The following is a 22,430-nucleotide window of genomic DNA, read 5'->3' as shown; positions in this document are numbered from 1 at the left end:
CAGTGGCTACCCCGTAAACCCAAAGGAACACGGATTCAGGAAGAAAATAAGCTTTGCTTGATTTATTATTTTGGTTTCTATTTTTAGTCTATTCAGCTAAAAAATATGCATAAATACATTAATAAGCTTATAAAGGTAAGAAGCATGTCTCAATGGTTATAAGCGGGTATTTTTTAATTATTTAAATGGATTTAATGATATCCTTTTAATGGTCTTTGCTGTCTTAAGTTTAGGTTGGGATTAAATCATGTCTATTTATATATTGCGAATTGTCCTCTTTATTAGCATTGCCTTCAATTCTTTTTCTGTGCAATCTAATTTTAATGTGTCTGATATAAAGCAACCTAAATTTTCGGATATAGATGGCTGTATTATTACGCTTAAAACAAAATTAATAACATCTAAATTTAGCTGGATGTTCAGAGATGCGGCAGAGTGTTTTGATTATTTCGCAGTATCCTACGCACAAAAACCATCTTCACAAGAAACCTTGGACAATTTATTTGTATTGGGAGATTTGATACTAAATAATAGTAAAAATGGGTTGTGGTGGGTAGAAAATGATGGAAATGTTGGTGATCCTAATGTCAATAGATTTGTGCTAGCTCCAATGCTTGATGGCTTGTATTTTTTAAATCAATCTGGAATTCAATCTGAAAAACTTGAACAATTTAAGATTGTACTAAAAAAATCAATAGATTTTCAAGTATCTGCATATAAAAAAGATATTAATTGGGATTGGGGTGCTAAAGCGGGTGGTACTTATCCTAATCAGGATTTATATTTTTCGCTTATAACTGCGTTAGCGGCAAAAATTTATGAAGAGCCCACTTACATGGTTATTAGTCAAACCATGTTGGCCAAAGTAAAGACAAGTTTATTACCTGATGGCGGCTTTCATTATATAGGTAATGAAAATGAATCGCCCATTTATCATGCTTTGAATACCATTATCCTAGGCCGATATTACACCATTACCGATGATATGGAAGCCTTGGAAATTATTAAAAAAACAGTTAATTACTGGCCTTTGGTAATGACTGCTCAGGGTATAGCAGAAACCTGGAGTGATATTTGGCTTAAACAAGGCTGGTTACCTATTGAAGCTGGAGCTTTGGCCATTGTAACTGCGGTTACCGGAGATGCGCGTAATAACTGGTTATTAGGACAAGTAATTAGAAACAATAATATAGATCAGTCCATTCTGTCTTCCTTGTACGCTGCGCCTTATTTTAAAAAATTACCTTTGCAAGAACAGTCTTTACCTTTAGAGTATGTTTGGCAAGATGCCAATATTCGAGGTATTCATGGACGTAAAGATGACTGGTATTTTGGATTTACCCAAGGGCGCGGACTTAGAAATAGTTTTGTTGGGGGATTGATCAGCAGCAATACTAATAGCATGGCAGGTATTTTTCGCGGTGCACAAGTTGCCATAAAAGTGAATTCTGACGATAAAAAACAATTATTTTTATCAGATGTTAGTGATCAAAGTAGTATGGCGTATGTGTCTGATTTCGGTGGAGCTTTGTGCACTGATTACGTTTTGCATTCAAATTTAATTAGTGGACTTACCGATTATAAGTCGCTTGATTCTGCTTCGCATTGGCATGTAACCCAGTTGTGGCAAGCAGAAAAAACTGGTATGCTTGGTGCAATGGTGTTAAATACCGATACCCCAGGTTCTGCCGAGGAAATTGCCTTTAAGTTTTTATTTGGTCCTGAACAAATATACCAATTAAACTCAGATACTTGGGTAAGTGGTGAATTAAAAATAAAGATATTTTCTCAGTTTGCTAGTCCAGAAATTAAGGTATTACCTACTAATGCAATATTTCCAGCGCCATCTACAAATAAGTGGTATGGATTGCAGTTGCTTAAATCCTCGGTTAATGCGACTGTGGATGATAAATTTGTTGTAGTCGTATGGGTAGGACCTTTAGCAAATGATCCGCCTGTAAGGGTAGAATATTTTTTGGATAAAAATGGAGTCGGTGCCGATTGGCAGGATGGGCATAAGGCAATGATATTTTATAACCAAGCTAGTTCGCCGAAAATATATAATCTTCCATTTTCTGGTATTGATAAAATTACCGGAATTAGTGAAAAATCTAATTTTATTACAGAATATCCCGTAATTGATCATAATTTGTCCTTTACCCTAAATAATAATGAATGTATTATGTTTAACAATCGGCTTAAGCATTAAGTTAGATGTGATTTTTATGCATAAACAATTGTATTTAATCTTTTAAGAAATATAAACTAACTACCCAATATTTGGTTCAATGAAAATTCTACATATAATTCGCTCTTGTGATCCTAAGGCAGGTGGGCCAATTGAGGGTGTTACCCAGTTGTCTAAGTGTTATAAAGAATTAGGGCATCAGTTAAGTGTTGTTACGCTTGATTTAGACGATGCTGATTTTGTAAAGAATCAGACTTTGTTTGAAGTTTTTGCTCTAGGATCGGGTAAGAAGAGTACATACGGTTATAGCAAAAAATTAATTCCTTGGTTAACATTACACTGTCACGAATATGATGTGATTGTTATTAATGGTATTTGGCAGTATCACAGTTTCGCTGCACATCGCGTATTGATTAAAGCTAAAAAACCGTATTATATTTTTACCCACGGTATGCTAGATCCTTGGTTTAAACGTGCGTACCCATTAAAACATTTGAAAAAATATTTGTATTGGTGGTGGGGTGAATATCCGGTATTGCGTGATGCCAAGCAGGTTTTGTTTACTTGTGAAGAAGAAAAAATCCAAGCAAGAGAGTCTTTCTGGCCATACCGCTGCCAGGAGCAAGTGGTTAGTTATGGTACTGCTGGTTGTATTGGTGATCAGGATTTACAAAAGCAGTTGTTCTTGGAGACATACCCACAATTGCAAGGTAAACGTTATTTGTTATTCTTAAGCCGAATTCATCCCAAGAAAGGCGTTGATTTGCTGATAGAAGCATTTTCAAAAGTCTATTCTGCCGCCGATGATACCATATTGGTTATCGCTGGTCCCGATCAGGTTGGTATGCAGTCTAACCTTACACAATTGGCGGAAAGATTGGGTGTGGCTGAGAAAATAGTTTGGCCAGGTATGTTATCCGGTGATTTAAAATGGGGTGCTTATTTAAATGCTGATGCTTTTGTTTTGCCCTCTCATCAGGAAAACTTTGGTATTGTTGTCGCCGAAGCCCTTTCAGCGAATGTTCCGGTATTAATTAGCAATAAAGTTAATATTTGGCGAGAAATAGTTGAGGATAATGCTGGTTTAGTTGCTAATGATGATTTGGTTGGTTGTGAGAGTTTATTATCTCAATGGCAGCATATTGATGATGTTGCGAAAGATAATATGCGAGTAAATGCTCGTGTTTGTTTTAAAAATCGGTACGAAATCACTAAAGCTAGTTCCTTTTTACTTGGTTTGTTTGAAGGATGATTCGATTTTTTAAAGTTTTATGCTATATATTTTACCGATTATAATTTGCTGATAAGTTCATACGGACTGTTTGTTTCTGTTTACATTGATGTAAAGAGTTCGCTAAACTAACCTGGAGGGCGATATTTGATTAATAACCATGTTATTTAGCCACAATTTATTGTTGGACTAAACAACTTACCAGTTTATTTTTACGTTTTCTTTTAATAAATAAGCCATATTCTACGGCTATTTGAAGCAACTACTATGTCTATAGCATCGTGCTTACGCAGTAACAAAATATAACAAAATTGATGTTAAATATTATTGGGCTATTTTAAATAACTAATGAGTTTTTTTGTCTAATAAGTAGATTTATTTTACTGAATATTCTGTTATTTAGTCTGCCTATTTGGTGTGTTTATGTGTGTTTTGATGTTGTTATGTAGTTAAATGATATAAATTCTGTAATTATTTGGCGTAAATTTTGGTTGACCCTTTTAAATAAGTAGTTTGCTTTGAATTATGCGCTGAACTGCACATCCTAAAATCGCCAGTTTTGTAAAATGATATTTGTATGCTGAGTAGTAACTAAGTTTGTAGGAAGCTATGTCAAGCCGGCCTAATGTAAATTTGATTGCACATGGAGTAGGAGTTAAAGTAATCAATAAAGAATATGTATTAGGGCAGTGTGAAAGGTTATTTAAATGTATGAGTGCTAAATGATTTTAGGATTGGCTGTTTATTTGAATTTTGGTTAATTGATTTCTGTGAATAGATTAACTCGCCAGCTTTTTTTAATTTTTGAGGGAATTTTATGTCAAAGCAAGTTGCTCTAATTACCGGTATTACTGGTCAGGATGGTTCTTATCTGGCTGAGTTTTTATTGGAAAAGGGTTATGAAGTGCATGGTATTAAACGTAGAGCATCTTTGTTTAATACGGAACGGGTTGATCATATTTATCAGGATCCACATGAAAATGAGCAACGTTTTTATTTGCATTATGGTGATTTAACAGACAGTTCGAATTTGACCCGAATTATCAGCGAAATTAGACCTACTGAGGTTTATAATTTAGGTGCGATGAGTCATGTTGCTGTATCGTTTGAGTCGCCTGAATATACTGCTGATGTAGATGCTATTGGTACTTTGCGCTTATTAGAATCTTTACGTTTTCTTGGACTTGATAAAACTACACGTTTTTACCAGGCATCAACTTCCGAGTTGTATGGTTTGGTTCAAGAAATTCCACAGAAGGAAACGACGCCTTTTTATCCACGATCACCGTATGCAGTAGCAAAGCTTTATGCCTATTGGATTACGGTTAATTACCGTGAAGCTTACGGTATGTATGCTTGTAATGGAGTTTTGTTCAATCATGAATCGCCACGTCGCGGTGAAACATTTGTAACACGGAAAATTACCCGTGGATTATGTAATATTGCGTTGGGTATTGAGGATTGTCTCTATATGGGTAATGTCGATTCTTTAAGGGATTGGGGGCATGCCAAAGATTACGTACGTATGCAATGGATGATGTTACAACAGGAAAAGCCTGAAGATTTTGTAATTGCGACTGGCGTTCAATATTCGGTTAAGCAGTTTATTGAATTTGCAGCACTTGAACTTGGCATCGTGTTACGTTGGGAAGGTGAAGGTGTTGACAAGAAGGCGTTTATTGATTCTGTGACAGGCGATAAAGCTCCGAATGTGAAAGTAGGACAAGTTATTGTTCAGATTGATCCTCGTTATTTTAGACCAGCCGAAGTTGAAACTTTGCTGGGTGATCCTAGTTATGCCAAACAAAAATTGGGTTGGGAACCGCAAATCACCTTGCCGGAATTAGTGAGTGAAATGGTGGCTTCTGATTTATATCAAGCCAGAAAACATGCTCTGTTGGTTAACGAAGGGTTTCCTGTTTCAGTAAGCCGGGAGTGAGTATGAGTCAATGCTTGAGCATGCTAAGAACTTTATTGCTTTTCATTGATGGTAGGTAGTGCACTATCCAGCAGTAGTTACTGGTGGATAGTTTAGTAGTTGATAAAGTACGAATAGCCCATTGCGACTTGCAGTATGTGACGCTGGGTGAGAGTTTTGTCCCCAGCGCCCAAACTCTGCCTCCAACCCAGATAGTGTTGTCGTCTAATAAAAGTTGATACTCTGATATAGATGAATAAATAGGCATCATCAACCTATAAAGGTAAAGTGGATCCCATTCTACAAAATATGTACTTAAATTTTGACAGACAATAGCTGTTTTGTATTGAGTTGGTCGAGAAGCTTTGGGAAGCGTTTTCAGGATGGAATAGCCCTGCCCCACTTTCGTATTGCTAACAGGTAATGGGCAATACGTGGGGGAGGGCTTTTCTAAAGGTAATCCGAGGGATTCGTAGCTTTCACCCTCGCTGATTCTGCGTTGTTACACCAGCGTTATACTGACGCGGTACTGTCATTTATGATGGTGCGTTGTTTTACTGGTACGCAAGGGTAGCCGTAGCAAATCATCCCATCAGGCATATCATGCAACACTGTGCTGCGCGCACCGATAACTGTACCAAAACCAACTGTTAAACCAGGACCAACAAATATATCATTTGCAAGCCAAGTCTGATCTTTGATATGAATTGGCTTTGCTTGAATGTCGAAGGTTAGCTTAGTTGTGTCATGTAAACCTGTGCATAAATATACTCGATGGGCTATCGCAACATTTGAACCGATAAATACATCATCAAGGTTATATATAACGCTATCATCACCTACCCAGGTATTATTACCAATTTCTAGTTTCCATGGGTAAGTAATAATTGCGGTGTTTCTTATTAATACGTTGTGTCCAATTTTTGCTCCAAATAGGCGCAGCAATTTTGCTCTAAACCCATACATAAACTGTGGTGATAACCGAAAAATAGTCGCCTGAACTATCCACCACAGCTGGACAATAAATACATTTTTTCCCCTAAAGTTAGCGGGAACTGAAAATTTTGATAAATCCTGATATTTAATTGGGTTGTTATTTGTGTTTTTCACTATTAAGTATCCATTCAACTGTAATCTTTATGCCATCATCTGCAGAATAAGGTAACGGACCTGTTATGTTTGGGAGGGCACCAAAATCATGAACCATTTCGGTTAAGAGATTATTTAGTCTGAACGAGGTTAAGGGTGGGTTTTTTATGCCTATGAATTTAAGAAAATCACCTGTAATTGCAAAAGCTCTGAGTAAACTTCCTGGAACAGTTAAGATAGATGATATATTAAATGCGCGACAAATTTTATTTGCAAATTCATTGACTTCGATTGGCTGATAGTCACCGACATAAAAGGTCTTGTGATTAATCTTTTCTGATTCTGCATTCATGATGGATATTAGTTGATAGACAGTGTTACCAACAAAACCAAACGATTTATTGATTTTTTTTCCTTTAGGATGCACATATTTTTTTTGACGAACCATATCGAAGAATTGGCTATAAGGTAAACCAAACCATGGTCCCCAAATTGAGGTAGGTCTTACTATAGACCACTCGTAATTTTGGTAAGCAGATTCTTTGACATACTTTTCACCAATAACTTTGCTTTCGCCGTATGGCGTAGTAGAGCAATAATCATCATCACTTTTAGGCTTATATCCTATTCTGCAAACTAGTCTTGATGATGTATAAATAACTCGTTTCACGCTTGAGCTATTTTCAACGGCCTTAATTAAGTTTAAAACGCCGTCAGTATTTGTGTCATAAGCCTCTAAGTCAGGTCCGTTTAAATCGGTGCGTGCACCAAGATGGTAAATTTGAGTTGGATTGAACTCATTAATAACTGCTGAAAGGCTGGCGTAATCTCTTATATCTACGTTTTTGTAAATATCATTTTGATTTGCGTTTAAAGGTGGCTTGATATCAATATTCAATAATTCCGAATCACCCTGTTTAAGAACTTCGATTAGGTTGGTTCCAATAAAGCCAGACCCGCCGGTTATTAAAATGCGTTTTGAAATTTCGTTCATATGCTTAATTTGGTGGATTGTGTTTAAATTAAAATGTGTTGTTATGCAGGACTTAACGATACTGATTTGTCGTCAGCAAAAATTGCTGTACATAATCGTTGATGCCATCTTCTAGAGAAAATAAAGGGGCAGTATAACCAGCTTGACGTAAATTGCTTAAATCAGCCTGGGTGAAATATTGATATTTTGAACGTATCGATTCAGGCATATCAATGTATTCAATGTCACGATCATGGATGTTCATGGCTGTCAATGTGGCTTTTGTCAGGTCTGCAAAGCTGCGGGCTTGTCCAGTTCCGACATTGAAAATGCCGGATATATTTGGATTTGCAAGCAACCAATCTATGATTTTGACACAATCTTTTACATAGACAAAGTCTCTTAATTGTCCGCCATGCTCATAATCAGCTCGGTGTGATTTGATTAATTTTGGGTGTCCGCCCGCTTGCAGGGTATCATGTAGTTGTGAAACCACGCTACGCATTGATCCCTTATGGTATTCATTTGGCCCATACACATTAAAAAACTTTAAGCCTACCCATTGTGGTGGGGTTGAACGATTCCGATCAACTGTATCGGTAACCCAGCGATCAAATAGGTGTTTTGACCACCCATACAAATTCATGGGGGACAGGGCTGCCAGGCTTTTGGCATCGTAATTGTCTTTGAATCCGTTTTCACCTTCACCATACGTGGCTGCGGAAGATGCGTATATGAATTTAACTGAATTTTTTACGCACCATTGCCATAAACTTACGGACAATTGAAAATTGTTTTGGATTACTTCGTCAGCATCTGTAGCCGTTGTTGCGGAAATGGCGCCCATATGGATGATGGCTTTTATATTTTGACCTTCCGACTCTAAAAAGGCGGCCAAATTTTCTGGAAATACAAATTGACTAATACGTCGACCAGAAATGTTACGCCATTTGTTTGCCGATCTTAAACGGTCGGACACTATAACCTCGATGTTTTGATCATCAAGATTTGCCACGATATTCGAGCCTATAAACCCTGCACCGCCAGTAACAAGAATCATATTAGTTTCATTTCCGTAAAGTTTATTTAATATACCATATCCGTTACATTTTGTATCTGCCAATACCCGGCCGATTTTAATGTACGGTCTCTTGTCTAAATTTGGTTTACTGTCATGTTAATCAGATTATTTTTGATTCATTTTACTGATTAATCGTGTTGTACTTTGATCCGGGACTAAATCAATAAGGACGACTTCGCCGCCGGCCTGTTTAACAAAATCAGCGCCAACCACTGTTTCAAAGTTGTAATCACCACCTTTAAATAATTTATTTGGGCTTAGTTCTTCAATAATTGCTAGTGGCGTATCTTCTGAAAATAATACTACGGCATCCACGCTTTGAAGTGAAGCCATGATGATGGCTCTGGAAATTTCTGATTGTACAGGTCTGCTATCGCCTTTGAGGCGTTTTACTGATTTGTCGGTGTTGAGGGCAACTATCAGTCTGTCGCATTGAGAGCGACATTTTTCCAGGAGAGTAACATGACCTGGGTGTAGTAAATCAAAGCAGCCGTTGGTAAAGCCAACGGTTAGACCTGCTGATTTCCATTCCAGCACCAGTTTTTGCAGTTGTATGTTTGAAAATAATTTTTTCTCAGCTGAGATGGTTTCTTTTTCAAGGATGGCTTCGTACAATTCATCAAGGTTGATCGAAGCGGTGCCAATTTTACCAACCACTACAGATGCGGCTTGATTGGCTATTAATGAAGCCTCATACAATGGAATGTCACTAGATAGCGCAACTGTCAGCACGGCCACTACAGTATCCCCGGCACCAGATACATCGTAAACTTCGCGGGCAGTGGTGCGGATATGTTTGACGTCGCCGGCTTCTGTGACTAGTGTCATGCCTTCTTCGCTACGGGTAACCAAGACGTTTTTGATGCCGGTTTTTGACATTAATTGTCGTGCGGCAAATATAATCTGTTCATCACTTTTGCCTGTTAGTCCGGTCGCATCAGCTAGTTCTTTGCGATTTGGCGTGACAAGGTAAGCCCCTCTATATTTGCTGTAATCATGGCCTTTAGGGTCGACTATGATGCGGGCGCCGTTACTGTTGGCGGCTTTGATGATTGCTTCGATAACTTGGTCAGAGAGTATGCCTTTGCCGTAGTCTGACAGGATGACCACTTTGGATGTGCTTAGGTTGTTAGTAACAGCATTGATAACAAACTGTTGCGAGTCATTATTGATGCTATTGGTTGATTCTTTGTCCAGTCGCACAATTTGCTGGTTTGAGCCGACGCAACGAGTTTTAACAGTTGTTTGGCGCTGATTTTCCCTAAGTATTTGTACTTGACATTTTGACTTTGCATTTAACATGTCCAGTATGCAATGGCCTTCGGCATCATCGCCTAGTACTGATACGAATAGGCTAGGAGCGCCCAATTCGGCCATATTGGCAACCACGTTTCCGGCACCACCCAACATGAGTTTTTCATCCTTAATTACTAATACTGGGACCGGTGCTTCGGGTGAGATACGATCGACGTGGCCGTAGTAGAATCGATCCAGCATGATGTCGCCGACACAAATAATTGGTTTTAATGTCCCGTTATGTATTTGAGAGCTAATGGTTTCAAGTATATCTAACACGGATTAATCCCTCTTTGCAGAAATGTTTTGTTCAAGCCCTTTACATAAAAGATGTCCAAGTAAGATGTGTTCTTCCTGAACTCTGGCTGTGTTTGTGGACGGTACCATGATTAGTACGTCCACTACGTCTTGTAGCTGGGCGCCAGCGGAGCCGGTAAAGGCTACGCAGGTTATGCCCATTTTGCGGGCTTGTTCAAAAGCAGTCAGTATGTTTGGGCTTTTACCTGAGGTGGTGATGCCAATAAAAACATCACCTGGTTTGCCTAACGCTTCGACCTGCCGGGAAAAAATCAGGTTAAAGCCAAAGTCATTTGCGGCGGCTGTTATTGTGGATGTGTCTGTGGTTAATGCTATTGCTGCTATGGCGGGGCGATTGATTTCAAAGCGGATTGTTAGTTCGGTGGCTAGATGTTGGGCATCTGCTGCACTTCCACCGTTGCCGGCGAAAAGGATTTTGTTGCCTTGATTAAGCGCATCAATACAGATTTGAGTAAGCTTGACCAGAGGGGTGATGCAGTTGATGGTTGTGGCGGTATGAGTTTGGGTATGTTCCTCGAAACCATCACGGTAAAGTTTTTGGATTGCTTCTATGCTGCCCACATTGCTGTCGTTATGCATGTTATATCACCGATATAGTTGTCCTTAAAGTATTCTAATTAATTTAACTGCTTTTGCATAGCTTTTGCTGTATGCGCCGTGAGCCGTAGTGAGCTTTCTCCAGTAGCTAAGCTATGGAAATTGGAACTGCGAAAATGATTTTTTATTTTAAATGCAAGGTGTTATCCTACGATAGGATCTAAAATTATCTTTGAGATTGATGGAGTGGAAATGCGTTTCTTCATGGATGATTATCGATCATCAACACTTATTCATATTCGTGTACAATTGTGGTGAAAGTAGGTCAAAATCAAATACAATAATGTTGGGTTTTCTGTGGGGAATCCGCGGACGATTTTGGAAGTGCGTGCTATAATTTTCCAGTAACTAAAAATCAATGAGTTACGAGTGATCAATTTGCTGAGGCGAAATAAGTCTACTTGGTTGAGCGTTAAAAGTAGGTAGAAAACAAGAAAAGCAGCTTTGGAAAAAACCGGATACCAGCCGAACCCAATTAATAGCTTGTTGTAAAATAAGGCATGCCTATTGTGTTGTTAGCGCTACAATAGTACAGATGATTGGTATGGTTTTTCGATAAACGTTAACATTTAACTTTAAGATTAAAATATGGTAGCTCATCAATATAATGGTAATATTATCGTTTTTAGGATTGGTAGTTTAGGTGATACTCTGGTAGCACTACCGGCGTTTCATTTGTTGAGAAAGCAATATCCGCAAAGTAAGATAATACTTTTGACTAATACTCCGGTTGATGGCGGTATTAAGGCCGCCGCTAGTCATCAGATATTGATGGGTTCGGGACTAGTTGACCAGTTTATTGAATATCCTCATGGTCGATTTAGTCTACCTGCTTTGATGCGGGTTATTTCGGAAATACGTAAGTTAAAGCCGCAGGAAGTGGTTTATTTAATGCCTCGGCGTACAAAGCTGCAAAGGTTTAGAGATGCCTTATTCTTTTTCATTGCGGGCATTTGGCGAGTGAGGGGTTTGTTTGTTGCTGAATCTGCCAACACTCATCATAAGCTGCCTGGTGGTGAATATTATGAATCTGAGGCCAGTCGTCTGATTAGATCTGTGGGGTTTGATTCAAACGGGCTTGATCAATCCTTGTTTTCTCTTGTTTTGCAAGAAAATGAGCGGGATACCGCCAAAAAAATATTGGCGGATATCTCAATACCTTTTATTGCTATCAGTGTTGGTGCGAAAGTTCCTGCCAATGATTGGGGGAGTGATCGTTGGTTTGATTTACTGAAAAAATTGGCTGGTTCATTGCCTAATTCTTACGCTCTTGTTTGCTTTGGTTCTAAGGATGAATTTGAGCGCTGTGAATCGATTACGTCAGAATGGCCTGGGCCGGTGCTCAATCTTTGCGGTGCGTTAAGTCCTCGGGAAAGTGCTGCGGTGTTAGAGCGGGCAGCAATTTATGTTGGTCACGATAGTGGGCCTATGCATTTGGCCAGTAGTGTTGGCATTCCTTGCATTAGTATTTTTGCCGCACGTAATAAGCCAGGTGTTTGGTTTCCATACGGCAATGAAGAAAATGTATTTTATCGGAATGTGCCTTGTTCAAACTGCAAGCTCAGTGTTTGTACAGAGCATCAAATGATCTGCATTTATTCAATTGAGCCAGAAGAAGTTGCTGAACGAATTCATCAGCTGCTTTCTGCGAAGTTGTAAATGAATCGGTAAGTTTAGGCAAAACGTAACGTAACACAATGATTATTTAAGTAAATTTATTATGATTCTCTTGGGTAATGTTCGTAGTATGCTTTGAAAAAAAACAGCATAATAAGAAACCGCTGTCGGTTTGTTACCAATATATAGTTAGCTCGTCTGCATGTAAGCGTAAGTCAATTATTTAGAGTTAGGATGGGTGCCATGCGGTATCCATCGTATTATCAATTTTAAGCGTGAATAATCAGATTCCGCTTGTCCAAAATACCCATGGCAATTGGGCGCATGTGCTGTTTGGTTGCCAAAACGTCACATTCAAATGGTAAAAGTACAAATCAGTGTTTTGCATCAATTTAATAGTTCTTTAAGATGATTTGTGTAAAGCTAATGAAATCAACCTGTTGTGGTTTTTCGAGAATAGTCAATTGTTGTCTCAAAAACTGGTGGCTTGCTCTGACTAAAAATTTAGCTTGCGTTGCAAAATATGATTACCTTGTGTATGATCCAAACTAACATATAGAAAGTGGTTTATTTTCTAGAATTTGATGGAGGTATTTTGTCACGGTACTTAAATGCACGTACCTTATGCCTTCATTGGCAAAGATTTTTTGTGTCTGTTTGCGAAACTGGCCGTAAGTCAAAAAAAAGATTACGGGGGTCTTTTCTAGTTAAGTTTTTGACTTAAAAGGATATTTTTTTTTGATTGGCTTTGGATGACTGAATGAGTGTGTGATAGGAACAAATTTTGAGCCAAATAGATGTGAACGTACTGATATGGATCTTAATTATCAAGTGCTGGCTAATTGGTACTCATGGATGTTATTGGTATTGATAGAATTGGAAAAGGCGTATACAAGCATATTTTTCAAGTTGCTTAATAATGAAAATAGTTATACAGTCACCTCTTTGCTTTGTTAAAGTATGATTATCTCAGAAAATAACCTTTAAATACAATTGCATTGTACTTTGATGGATAAAAATTACTGATTTATTTCAAAATCATTGGTAATATTTTTACGTATGGATTGAAATTGTAAGCCTAAGTGCTGTTAAATAATTTTAAATTAAATGCAGGAGAAATCCTGTTTTAAATGGATAAATGTATATGGTGGGGAAATAGAAAATGCGTCATTTTAATAAATTTTATTGGTTGCTAGTAATAATACAATTCTTGATGCCATTACGGTTAAGTCAAGCTGCTGATATAATTGGCCCTGATGATGTTTTAAAGATTTCTGTGTACGGCTATGATGATCTTAAAACCGAAACACGTGTTTCTGCCGATGGAAGAATTACCTTTCCATTAATTGGAGAGATCACAGCTAAAGATAAAACTACTATAGAATTAGAAGATACTATTTCCAGGAAATTAATTGAAGGTGGCTTTATACATAAAGCCAATGTCAGTGTAGTCGTGCTGGAAAATGTCAGTCAGTATGTTTCCGTATTAGGTTATGTAAATAAGCCTGGTCGTTATGCCTTAAATTCAGAATCATCAATTCTTGATGTTATTGCTATGGCTGGCGGTATTATAGCGGGTGGCGGCCCATCTTTGGATGCCGGCGATACTACGGTACAAGTCAAACGTACGGTTGATGGCGGCCAAGAAAACTTGCAAATCAATATAGATGATTTTCTGAAACCATCAGGAACTACTTCTGTTTTCAAAATGAAACCAGGTGATGTGGTATATGTTCCTAAAGCACCAGTATTCTATATCTACGGTGAAGTTGTTCATCCCGGTTCTTATCGCTTGGAACCTCATCTTAGCGTCCTTAAGTCTTTATCAATTGCCGGCGGCTTATCACCGAGGGGAACTGAGAGCGGCATTATTGTAAAACGCAAGGATGCTAAAGGGGAATTACAAGAAGTAGACGTTAGTTTATCTTCCGAAGTATTAAGAGACGATGTAATATACATTAGTGAAAGGTGGTTTTAATATTAATGAGTTAGCATCTTTATTCTTGGTGGCCCGCGGTTATAAACAATTAGGCCGCTCAACTCTTAAGAATAATTACATAGCTTTTGGAGTGGTGGATGGATTAGGTATTTTGGTTGATTATGGCTTAATGCTATTATTGTTAAGCAATAATTATCTTTATTACAGTGTAATACTTATTACCAGTTCGGTTTTTTAATCAGTATATTCAAGTAAATAATCAATAAAAACGGGTTAACATGAACTTTCAACAATTAATTAACGCAATAAAATATCGTAAAGTACTTGTTTTACAGATTCTGTTAGGCGTAGTTGTTATTACCTCAATTGTGACATTAATGCTGCCAAAACAATATGTTGCCAGGGCTACAGTAGTTGTTGACCAGCGTACAGTTGATATGTTGACGGGGTTTGTCATACCAACGCAATTGATACCTGGATATATGACAACACAGGCAAATATTGCTGGCAGTCATGTTTCCGCTCGAAAAGTGGTGGAAAAACTGAAAATACATGAAAACCCAGAGCTACAGGAAGAGTTTGCAAGTAGTAATTACAAATATGACATTATTGATTGGGTAGCAGATTTAATCGTAAAGAAGCTGGATATCACGCCTTCCCGGGAAGGAAATCTGATGGAAGTGGCCTATACGGCAGTTGACCCGCAGTTTGCGGCAATCGTTGCCAATGCCTTTGTTGATGCTTACTTTGATGTAAGTATAAGCTTACGAGCTCAACCAGCTCGTTCAAGTGCTGATTGGTTTAATGCACAACTTCAACCCTTGCGCGTTCAGGTCGAAGATGCCCAATCCAAACTCTCTGATTACCAGCAAAAATATGGAATTGTTCAGGTTGACGACAAATTAGATATTGAAGCGGAACGATTGTCTGTAATTTCTCGACAATTAGTGGAAAATCAAGCCAGTACCGATGAACTTAAGGCTAGAAAAAACTTGGTTACCACTAAATTAAAAGAAGGTAAATCAGCAGAAGCAATCCAAGAAGTTTTGAATAGCTCGCTAATTTCAAATATCAAATCTGAATTAGCTCAAAGAGAAGCCAATTTAGCTATGCTCTCTAAACGATTGGATAGAAATCATCCTCTGTACAAACAAGCAGAAGCAGAAGTGGTCAGCATGCAAAGCAAGATAGCTTCTGAGATTAAAACCGTACAGCACGGTATAGACACAGAACTTGAGTCATCGCTTAAACGCGATGAGTTTTTGGCAAAAGCCTTGGCAGATCAAAAAGCAAAAGTGTTGGAATTAAAAAAACAACATGACGTTTTGGCGGTATTAAGTCATGATGTCGAAAATGCCCAAAAAAGCTATGATGCGGCAATGTTGCGTAGTGTACAAACACGTATGGAAAGTCAATTAGATAACACTACAAATTTAGCATTACTTAATGCAGCCATACCACCTGAAACAGCAGAAAAACCGATTTTTATGCTTAATTTCGTGGTTGCTGTTCTAGTTGGTGGGTTTTTAGGTATCTTCATCGCCCTAATTGCAGAATTACTGGATAGAAAAGTTAGGTCTGTGATTGATGTCAATCTAACTTTGGGGGTGCCTGTATTAGCGATATTATCAGCTAATACAGATGATGCTAAAAAAAGTAAAAAAGACTTCCGTTTTTGGACCTCAAACTAGTCTATATTATATTTTTAAAGAGTATCTTAATATCTTGCCCATATACAGATGTTTGTTTTTTATAAGTTTACCTGGTCATCTGCTAATAAAAACTGCTCCGGCATTTTTGCAGCGGAATGATGAAGTTTCATATATTTTTAAATGACAGTAGCCTAACTACATTCAAATACGATGGATAACGAAATAAGCACAATAGAAAATACTGCGGAAAGCCATATTGGTACATTACTGCTTAAGACCGGTAAATTAAAAGCAAATGATGTAGAACGTATCAGTGCCTTGCAAAAACAAAATGGGTTGTTATTTGGAGAAGCTGCCAAATCCTTGGGTTTGGTAAGCGATGACGATATAAATAGAGCCTTAGCTCACCAGTTTCATTACAACGTACTTTCGCCAGACGATGAAACACTCAGTAAAGAGCTGGTAGCTGCATATGAGCCATTTAGTTCTGAAGTAGAGACGCTGCGAACCATACGTGAACAAATAAAATTACATTCTGGTCAACAACACAAGGTTTTAGCTGTTGTCAGTGCTGAACGTGGAGAGGGGCGTAGCTGGTTAGTCGCAAATCTGGGCATTGTGTTTGCTCAACTTGGTCAGCGTACCTTGATTGTCGATGCAGATTTAAGACAGCCGCGTCAACAAGAATATTTTAAAATAAAACAACAATACGGATTATCAGACATTCTGGCTAAACGTGCAGAGCACAGTATTATTAAAACAATAGCTGGCTTTGATAACTTGTCTGTACTTATCGCGGGTACAATAGTACCAAATCCGCTAGAATTGTTAAGTCAAGAACTAAAAAATTATTTAGATCAATGCCAAAATCACTACGATATTATTTTGGTAGACACCCCGTCAGTAGAGCAAGCAATTGATGCAGAAATTATTGCTCAAAAATCAGGCGCGATACTTTTATTGGCTAAATTACATCAAACCAAACTGACAAAATTGAAATTAGTTAAAGACGCTATACAAGAGACCGGTGTTGACTGCTTAGGCGCAATTATTACTGATTTTTGAAAATTTAGTATAAAGAAACAACTGTGGTTATAATGAAATCAGACGTATCTAAAATATTAGGCATATTAAGTTTAGTAGTACTCAATGCATGCGGTAATCATGACTCTGCATCAAATTCAGGTCAAGTTATTGCAAAAGTAAACAATGAAGAAATTTCGTATCATCAGCTTAATTTTTTACTTTCACGTACTCCCGGGCTCAATCAAGATAATGTGCTAAACGCCAAAAAAAATATTGCGCATACTTTAGTCGATCAATCTCTGTTATATCAAAAAGCTATGGAAGAAAAGCTTGATGCAGACCCGAAAATAATGTTAGCACTGGAACAGGCAAAACGTGAAATTCTGGCAGAATCATGGCTACAAAAAACAGCAAATAACTATCCAAAACCTACAGCTCAAGATATTGATCAATATTATTATGATCATCCTGAATTATTTGCAAAGCACAAAACTTTTAAATTAAAAGAGTTGATCATAAAAGACAGTGCTGATAAGGAAGTATTAATCGATAAATTTTTAGTTGATGATAAGTTTATTGATGATTTGGTTAAAAATCTTGAAAATAATAAAATAGCATTTCAAACGAAGAATTCAGTACAAGGTGCAGAAACACTGCCCTTAGAACAGTTAAACAAAATTTCACGCCTTACCCAAGGTCAGTATATAAGTACTAAAAAAGATGGCTCATATTGGATAGTATCTGTGTTGGCATTTAGCGAAGAAAATATCGAAAAAAATAAAGCCCAACCATATATAGAAGTGTTTCTATCTAATCAACGTAAAAAGGCATTAGCAGAAAAAGCGCTCAATAACTTAAGAGAAAAAGCTAAAATTGAGTATATCGGTGACTTTGCTTCAATTATGAGTGATAAATCACTGTCTCCTGTAAATGAAATTGAGGCAGATAAACCTAAAACTGAAAAAAATGATTCCAATAAAGCCATACAGCAAGGCATAAAGGGATTGTAAATGAAAAGGTAATGACACAGTGTATATACGTTTTGATTTTTTAGCTTATTTAGAAATTATCCTGGTTAGACGTGGCTGTTTATATTTTTTGACAGCAATAATGACCAGTTTTACTTACATCAGTGTCTGTCAGGCATATTATGATCCTAACGATGACACTTTTGTACCTTTTGTGTCATCCAAGCTTTACTATGATAGCAATCTTCTGCGTATGTCAGATCATGCCAACACTCAGGCGTTATTGGGTAAAACTGATACAAGTGAATTTCAAAAAACTGTTACAGCCGGGTTTAATCTAAAAAAACATTTTAACGATCAACAGTTTCTAGTAAACGGTAATGTAAATCAGAATTTCTTTCAAAATTTTGATAATTTAAATTATACCGGTTGGGATAATTTGGCAGAATGGGATTGGCAAGCCACACATAACTTATCTGGCAAAGCAGGTTATAGTAATGCAGAAACATTGTCTAGTTTTAACCAATTGAATGGATTATTTAACAACTTGCGGAATGATCAGCGCTATTTTGCTAATGCAGCCTATATGTTTCATCCTAGCGGTAGAATAACTGTAGGTTTTAACAGGAACGAAGGTGCTTTCGATGCGGCAAATCGGAGTACCAGTAATTTAACAACAAATGCAGCTGATGTTCACTTACAATATATCAATGCCTTAAGAAGTACCTTGGGTGTGCGGTTCCAAATAACGGATGGTCAATACCCCCAGCGAAGACTAAATCCAATCAGCATGCTTGATACAGGATTTACAAGATACCATTCAACTTTAACTTGGAAATGGGATCTAGATGCCAGATTCAGATTAGCTGGTTATGCCGGATACATGCAACAAGTTAGTAATCATTATTCTGCAAGAGATTTTAATGCATTGGTTGCAGAGCTTAGTACTACTTGGCTGTATAGCGAGAAATTGTCACTAGAGATGAAAGCCACACGTGACGTACAACCAACACAAACCTTAATAGCGTCCTTTATGGTAAGCACTGGAGTCGAAGTGATTCCAGTTTGGAATCCAACGCCTAAAATTTCTGTGCAACTCCCGTTAAAATACATGCATCAGGATTACTTAGGTGAAATAGCTTCAAATGTAAATGCTGTACAACAACAAACCAATGATACCGGTGCGGTTGGCCTTAATTTAACCTACACACCGATACCAAATATAAATGTTTCTACAATACTAAACTATGAAAGTCGAAGTTCTAATATATTGCTTCGCTCCTATGAAACTCGTAATATAGCTCTAACAGTCCAGGCTTATTTCTAGACTAAATAATTATAAAATTCTCCAAATAGATGGCATGATATTTAGATAAATTAAAATATCAAATACTGCATAATTTACTTTTAGGCTATTTAATTAGTCTTTTTAAGGCAATTTTCAGATTTTGTTTTTCCTAAATATTATATTATGGTGTAATTAAGTATCTACAGTCAATATCAGCATTCAAGCATGTTTTGAAAATGTATATGGGCATTTGGATGAATATAGGTTGAAAATGGATATTACAAATATTAAAAACAAGCTAGGTAATTTTAAGAAAGTAATTGCTTTTTGGCCAGTGTTAATTGGCTTAGGTGTGGTTATTGGCTCAACATTGTATGATGTTAATCAATCAGTTTGGCAAACCAGCCAAAATGCACATGGCCCCATTGTATTATTAATTTGTATTTGGTATTTTTTGTTTAAGATATCAATATTAATTGATGGTGAAGATTTTAAAGCAGTACCTTCACCTGTAATAGGATATATAGTCTTACTATTTGGGTTGTTTCTGTATATTGTTAGTAGATCACAAGATTTTTATACTTTTGAGGTTTTATCATTAGTATTTATATTATCAGGAGTAACCTTTATATTTTTGGGTGGTGAAATACATAAAAATTTATGGTTTGGCTTCTTTTTTATGTTATTCATGATACCCTTGCCAATATCAATTGTTGACGCTATTACATTGCCTTTAAAGATTGCGGTGTCCTGGGCTGCACAAAATTTACTTTACCAATTCAACTACCCCATAGCCAGAAATGGTGTCATTCTCAGTATAGGGCAATATCAATTGATGGTTGCCGATGCCTGTTCCGGTTTGAACTCCCTATTTACTTTGGAAGCCATGGGTTTGTTATACATGAATGTAAAACGTTATGAATCAGTAACCCGCAATATTCTTTTGGGTTTGATGATCATGCCAATTAGTTTTGTTGCAAATGTACTTCGGGTTACGTTGTTAATACTAATTACATATTATTTTGGTGAAATGGCTGGACAAGGATTTTTGCACGAATTCTCTTCTATGGTATTGTTCTTGTCCGCTCTAATATTTATCATGATGGTAGATGGATTTTTAGAGCAATTTCAATTCATAAAAAAAATAAGCTCATGAACCATCATTTATTCAAATCGGATAAAAAAAGTTATCTAGTTGGTCTTCTATTGTTGTTATCGTTTTTGGCTGCTGAATTATTGCAACCTAAGCTAAATTATGTAACTTATTCAAAAACACTTGAGCAAATTATTCCTGTAAAATTCGGCGAATGGCAAGAACTTAAATCAAATTTATATCAGGTAGGGGTTACAACAAATAAAAACTCTGAACAGGATTTAATATATGATCAAGTATTAACTCGACAGTATATTAATGCTAATGGAGATCAAGTAATGTTAACTATAGCATGGGGCCAAAAGCAAAGACAAGAAATTAAAATACATAGGCCGGAGGTCTGTTACGCTGCCCAAGGATTTAATGTTGAATCGTTAAAGACTAAAGATTTTAATATTGCATCAATGCATAATATAAACATTACAGGCAATGAAATGATCGCTGAAAACTCCAATTATCAAGAAGCCGTATCATATTGGATAAGAATTGGTGATATTTATACAGAGAATGCGTGGCAAACTCGTTTTTATATTTTTATAAGTGGTTTAATGGGGAATATACCGGATGGTATTTTAGTTAGAGCTTCCTCAATTGTAAGTAAAGAAAAATCAATTGATACATATTTTAAATTAAATGAAACATTCCTGATGGCACTGATTCATAGTCTTAGTACAAATGAAGATAAAAGTATATTGATAAATTAATTATGATTGATTAGTCATTTAAAATAATGGAATGGTGTAGTTATAACTAGGCGTTATTTTAAGGTGAGATGGGATTCTAGTATCGAAGGCTTTGCTTGTTAATATAATCCAGTTATCAGTTTTATGCATAAGCATAATAAAAAGATTAATTTTAGTTGGTCGATAGTTAAAATTAAAAATCTATTTCAGTAATTATAAGTTTTATATGTATAACGCATCAAAAAATTATAAAGTATTAATGGTGGCATGGAGGTTTCCTCCTGATTTTGCCGGTGCAACTATCCAGTCAATTAGATTGGGTAAAGCTTTGTTGAGTAGGCGTGTGCGTGTAGAGTTTTTTGCTGATAATGGTGTTGCAGAAAGTGTGTATGATATATACGATGGTGTTAAGGTTACTCGAACTAAAACATACAGTAATAAAACGCTTTCTAAGTTTCGGGAGTTGGTTTTTTGTATTAAGTTGTTGTATTTTGTAATTTCTCGGCCAGAATTTAATATAATTCACTTTCACGCTATCAGAGGTTTTGAGATCTTTTTGTTTCCAATTTTTAGGTTATTGGGGCGTAAGGTTTTTTTAAAACTTACTTTGGCAGATTCTGATGATCCAGTTAGCTTCAAAAATAGAAGGCTATTGGGGGCGTTTTATTTGTTAGGCTTAAAATGTGTTACCGGGATGTTTGCTATATCTGAACAGTTAAAAAACAGAGCATTAGTCGCGGGAATTGCGAAAACGAAAGTAATCAAGATATCAAATGGATTTGATGAAGAATTGTTTTTTGTACCTGATCCAGATATAAAATTAAGCTTACGAAATAAGTTTGGTTTCAAAGATAATTCCAGAATATTTGTTTCAGTGGGTACGGTTGAGCACCGAAAAGGTTATGATTTATTGTTGGAAGCTTTCGCAATAATACAGAAAAAATATCATAATGCCTTTCTTGTTATAGTCGGACCTTATCTTGAAACTGATCCCTATTATATGAAATTACGCAATCAAATCGATGGGCTTAAATTAAATAATATTTTATTTGTTGGAAGACAGAATGATGTCCATGAGTATTTTAAAGCGGCTGATCATTTCTTATTTTGTTCAAGGCAGGAAGGTTTTCCATCGGTTCTCATAGAGGCAATGGCGTGTGGCTTGCCAACCACAGTTATGAATATAGCAGGTATTACTGAAGAAATTATTGATGGTACAGGTTTGGGTGAAATCTGTTATAGTAGAGATCCGGCAGATTTCGCTAAACTCGCTATTCAACAGAGTCTAGAATTTTCAGAAGATAAAGTTTTACATACATCAGAGCTTTTGTTAAGAAAGTTCTCAATAAGTAATATTGCAGATGAATATATAGGCAATTACAATAAATGCTTTAATATATCGGACACCTAATG

The 22,430-nt window shown here is 36.8% G+C and carries 17 protein-coding genes; 12 read left to right on the top strand and 5 right to left on the bottom strand.

Annotated elements, in window-relative coordinates; all coding sequences use genetic code 11:
• Positions 1-247: 247 nt before the first annotated feature.
• The 3 genes from KEF85_RS11850 (at position 248) to gmd (ending at position 5,358) form a co-directional block, all read left to right on the top strand.
• A complete protein-coding gene (locus tag KEF85_RS11850; protein WP_215580832.1) occupies positions 248-2,209 on the top strand; it encodes a hypothetical protein in 1,962 nt (653 codons plus the stop codon).
• A gap of 79 nt (positions 2,210-2,288) precedes the next feature.
• The gene (locus tag KEF85_RS11845; RefSeq protein WP_215580830.1) at positions 2,289-3,440 is read left to right on the top strand and encodes a glycosyltransferase; all 1,152 of its coding nucleotides are present in this window, start codon (positions 2,289-2,291) and stop codon (positions 3,438-3,440) included.
• Between the two features lie 796 nt (positions 3,441-4,236).
• On the top strand, positions 4,237-5,358 hold the full coding sequence (gene gmd / locus KEF85_RS11840; protein ID WP_215580828.1) for a GDP-mannose 4,6-dehydratase: 1,122 nt from the start codon (positions 4,237-4,239) through the stop codon (positions 5,356-5,358).
• 492 nt (positions 5,359-5,850) lie between these two features.
• On the opposite strand, the gene KEF85_RS11835 is transcribed toward gmd, so the two are convergent.
• The 5 genes from KEF85_RS11835 to KEF85_RS11815 form a co-directional block, all read right to left on the bottom strand.
• Positions 5,851-6,447 (bottom strand): WcaF family extracellular polysaccharide biosynthesis acetyltransferase, encoded by a 597-nt coding sequence (locus KEF85_RS11835; RefSeq protein ID WP_246534909.1) that lies wholly within the window; start codon positions 6,445-6,447, stop codon positions 5,851-5,853.
• On the bottom strand, positions 6,431-7,420 hold the full coding sequence (locus KEF85_RS11830) for an NAD-dependent epimerase/dehydratase family protein (protein WP_215580826.1): 990 nt from the start codon (positions 7,418-7,420) through the stop codon (positions 6,431-6,433). The genes KEF85_RS11835 and KEF85_RS11830 overlap by 17 nt, the downstream gene beginning before the upstream one ends.
• A gap of 52 nt (positions 7,421-7,472) precedes the next feature.
• Entirely contained in the window at positions 7,473-8,459 is a 987-nt protein-coding gene (gene rfaD, locus KEF85_RS11825) for an ADP-glyceromanno-heptose 6-epimerase (RefSeq protein ID WP_215580824.1), read from the bottom strand.
• A gap of 126 nt (positions 8,460-8,585) precedes the next feature.
• A complete protein-coding gene (gene rfaE1, locus KEF85_RS11820) occupies positions 8,586-10,055 on the bottom strand; it encodes a D-glycero-beta-D-manno-heptose-7-phosphate kinase (protein ID WP_215580822.1) in 1,470 nt (489 codons plus the stop codon).
• 3 nt (positions 10,056-10,058) lie between these two features.
• Positions 10,059-10,673 (bottom strand): D-sedoheptulose-7-phosphate isomerase, encoded by a 615-nt coding sequence (locus tag KEF85_RS11815; RefSeq protein ID WP_215580820.1) that lies wholly within the window; start codon positions 10,671-10,673, stop codon positions 10,059-10,061.
• Between the two features lie 606 nt (positions 10,674-11,279).
• Between KEF85_RS11815 and KEF85_RS11810 the strand changes: the two genes are divergently transcribed.
• The 9 genes from KEF85_RS11810 to KEF85_RS11770 all read left to right on the top strand — a co-directional run bounded on the left by KEF85_RS11810 (position 11,280) and on the right by KEF85_RS11770 (position 22,428).
• A complete protein-coding gene (locus tag KEF85_RS11810; protein WP_215580818.1) occupies positions 11,280-12,350 on the top strand; it encodes a glycosyltransferase family 9 protein in 1,071 nt (356 codons plus the stop codon).
• Between the two features lie 1,120 nt (positions 12,351-13,470).
• Positions 13,471-14,286 carry a polysaccharide biosynthesis/export family protein gene (locus KEF85_RS11805; protein WP_215580816.1) on the top strand — a complete coding sequence of 272 codons (816 nt, stop codon included), beginning with the start codon at positions 13,471-13,473 and terminating at the stop codon, positions 14,284-14,286.
• A 239-nt stretch (positions 14,287-14,525) separates the two neighbouring features.
• Complete coding sequence (epsF, locus tag KEF85_RS11800) at positions 14,526-15,938, top strand: chain length determinant protein EpsF (protein ID WP_215580814.1); 1,413 nt, start codon at positions 14,526-14,528, stop codon at positions 15,936-15,938.
• A 171-nt stretch (positions 15,939-16,109) separates the two neighbouring features.
• Positions 16,110-16,964: a CpsD/CapB family tyrosine-protein kinase gene (locus KEF85_RS11795; RefSeq protein WP_215580812.1), complete on the top strand. Its 855-nt coding sequence runs from the start codon at positions 16,110-16,112 to the stop codon at positions 16,962-16,964.
• 32 nt (positions 16,965-16,996) lie between these two features.
• Entirely contained in the window at positions 16,997-17,935 is a 939-nt protein-coding gene (locus tag KEF85_RS11790; RefSeq protein WP_215580810.1) for an EpsD family peptidyl-prolyl cis-trans isomerase, read from the top strand.
• Positions 17,936-17,954: 19 nt separating this feature from the next.
• The gene (locus tag KEF85_RS11785; RefSeq protein ID WP_215580808.1) at positions 17,955-19,220 is read left to right on the top strand and encodes an outer membrane beta-barrel protein; all 1,266 of its coding nucleotides are present in this window, start codon (positions 17,955-17,957) and stop codon (positions 19,218-19,220) included.
• A gap of 232 nt (positions 19,221-19,452) precedes the next feature.
• A complete protein-coding gene (gene xrtB / locus KEF85_RS11780; RefSeq protein WP_215580806.1) occupies positions 19,453-20,337 on the top strand; it encodes an exosortase B in 885 nt (294 codons plus the stop codon).
• Positions 20,334-21,038: an exosortase C-terminal domain/associated protein EpsI gene (locus KEF85_RS11775; protein WP_215580804.1), complete on the top strand. Its 705-nt coding sequence runs from the start codon at positions 20,334-20,336 to the stop codon at positions 21,036-21,038. The genes xrtB and KEF85_RS11775 overlap by 4 nt, the downstream gene beginning before the upstream one ends.
• A 205-nt stretch (positions 21,039-21,243) precedes the next feature.
• Positions 21,244-22,428 carry a glycosyltransferase family 4 protein gene (locus tag KEF85_RS11770; RefSeq protein WP_215580802.1) on the top strand — a complete coding sequence of 395 codons (1,185 nt, stop codon included), beginning with the start codon at positions 21,244-21,246 and terminating at the stop codon, positions 22,426-22,428.
• Positions 22,429-22,430 lie beyond the last annotated feature (2 nt).

Origin of the sequence: Methylomonas paludis, assembly GCF_018734325.1 — a bacterium.
GTDB lineage: Bacteria > Pseudomonadota > Gammaproteobacteria > Methylococcales > Methylomonadaceae > Methylomonas > Methylomonas paludis.
Note: the sequence above shows the minus strand (reverse complement) of the source record. Positions and strands in the feature narration are given on the sequence as shown.

What these genes read in the sequence shown, in the direction of transcription:
- KEF85_RS11850 (WP_215580832.1), top strand. Translation starts at nt 248, where the DNA reads ATGTCTATTTATATATTGCGAATTGTCCTCTTTATTAGCATTGCCTTC.
- KEF85_RS11845 (WP_215580830.1), top strand. Translation starts at nt 2,289, where the DNA reads ATGAAAATTCTACATATAATTCGCTCTTGTGATCCTAAGGCAGGTGGG.
- gmd (WP_215580828.1), top strand. Translation starts at nt 4,237, where the DNA reads ATGTCAAAGCAAGTTGCTCTAATTACCGGTATTACTGGTCAGGATGGT.
- KEF85_RS11830 (WP_215580826.1), bottom strand. Translation starts at nt 7,420, where the DNA reads ATGAACGAAATTTCAAAACGCATTTTAATAACCGGCGGGTCTGGCTTT.
- rfaD (WP_215580824.1), bottom strand. Translation starts at nt 8,459, where the DNA reads ATGATTCTTGTTACTGGCGGTGCAGGGTTTATAGGCTCGAATATCGTG.
- KEF85_RS11815 (WP_215580820.1), bottom strand. Translation starts at nt 10,673, where the DNA reads ATGCATAACGACAGCAATGTGGGCAGCATAGAAGCAATCCAAAAACTT.
- KEF85_RS11810 (WP_215580818.1), top strand. Translation starts at nt 11,280, where the DNA reads ATGGTAGCTCATCAATATAATGGTAATATTATCGTTTTTAGGATTGGT.
- KEF85_RS11805 (WP_215580816.1), top strand. Translation starts at nt 13,471, where the DNA reads ATGCGTCATTTTAATAAATTTTATTGGTTGCTAGTAATAATACAATTC.
- epsF (WP_215580814.1), top strand. Translation starts at nt 14,526, where the DNA reads ATGAACTTTCAACAATTAATTAACGCAATAAAATATCGTAAAGTACTT.
- KEF85_RS11795 (WP_215580812.1), top strand. Translation starts at nt 16,110, where the DNA reads ATGGATAACGAAATAAGCACAATAGAAAATACTGCGGAAAGCCATATT.
- KEF85_RS11790 (WP_215580810.1), top strand. Translation starts at nt 16,997, where the DNA reads ATGAAATCAGACGTATCTAAAATATTAGGCATATTAAGTTTAGTAGTA.
- xrtB (WP_215580806.1), top strand. Translation starts at nt 19,453, where the DNA reads ATGGATATTACAAATATTAAAAACAAGCTAGGTAATTTTAAGAAAGTA.
- KEF85_RS11775 (WP_215580804.1), top strand. Translation starts at nt 20,334, where the DNA reads ATGAACCATCATTTATTCAAATCGGATAAAAAAAGTTATCTAGTTGGT.
- KEF85_RS11770 (WP_215580802.1), top strand. Translation starts at nt 21,244, where the DNA reads ATGTATAACGCATCAAAAAATTATAAAGTATTAATGGTGGCATGGAGG.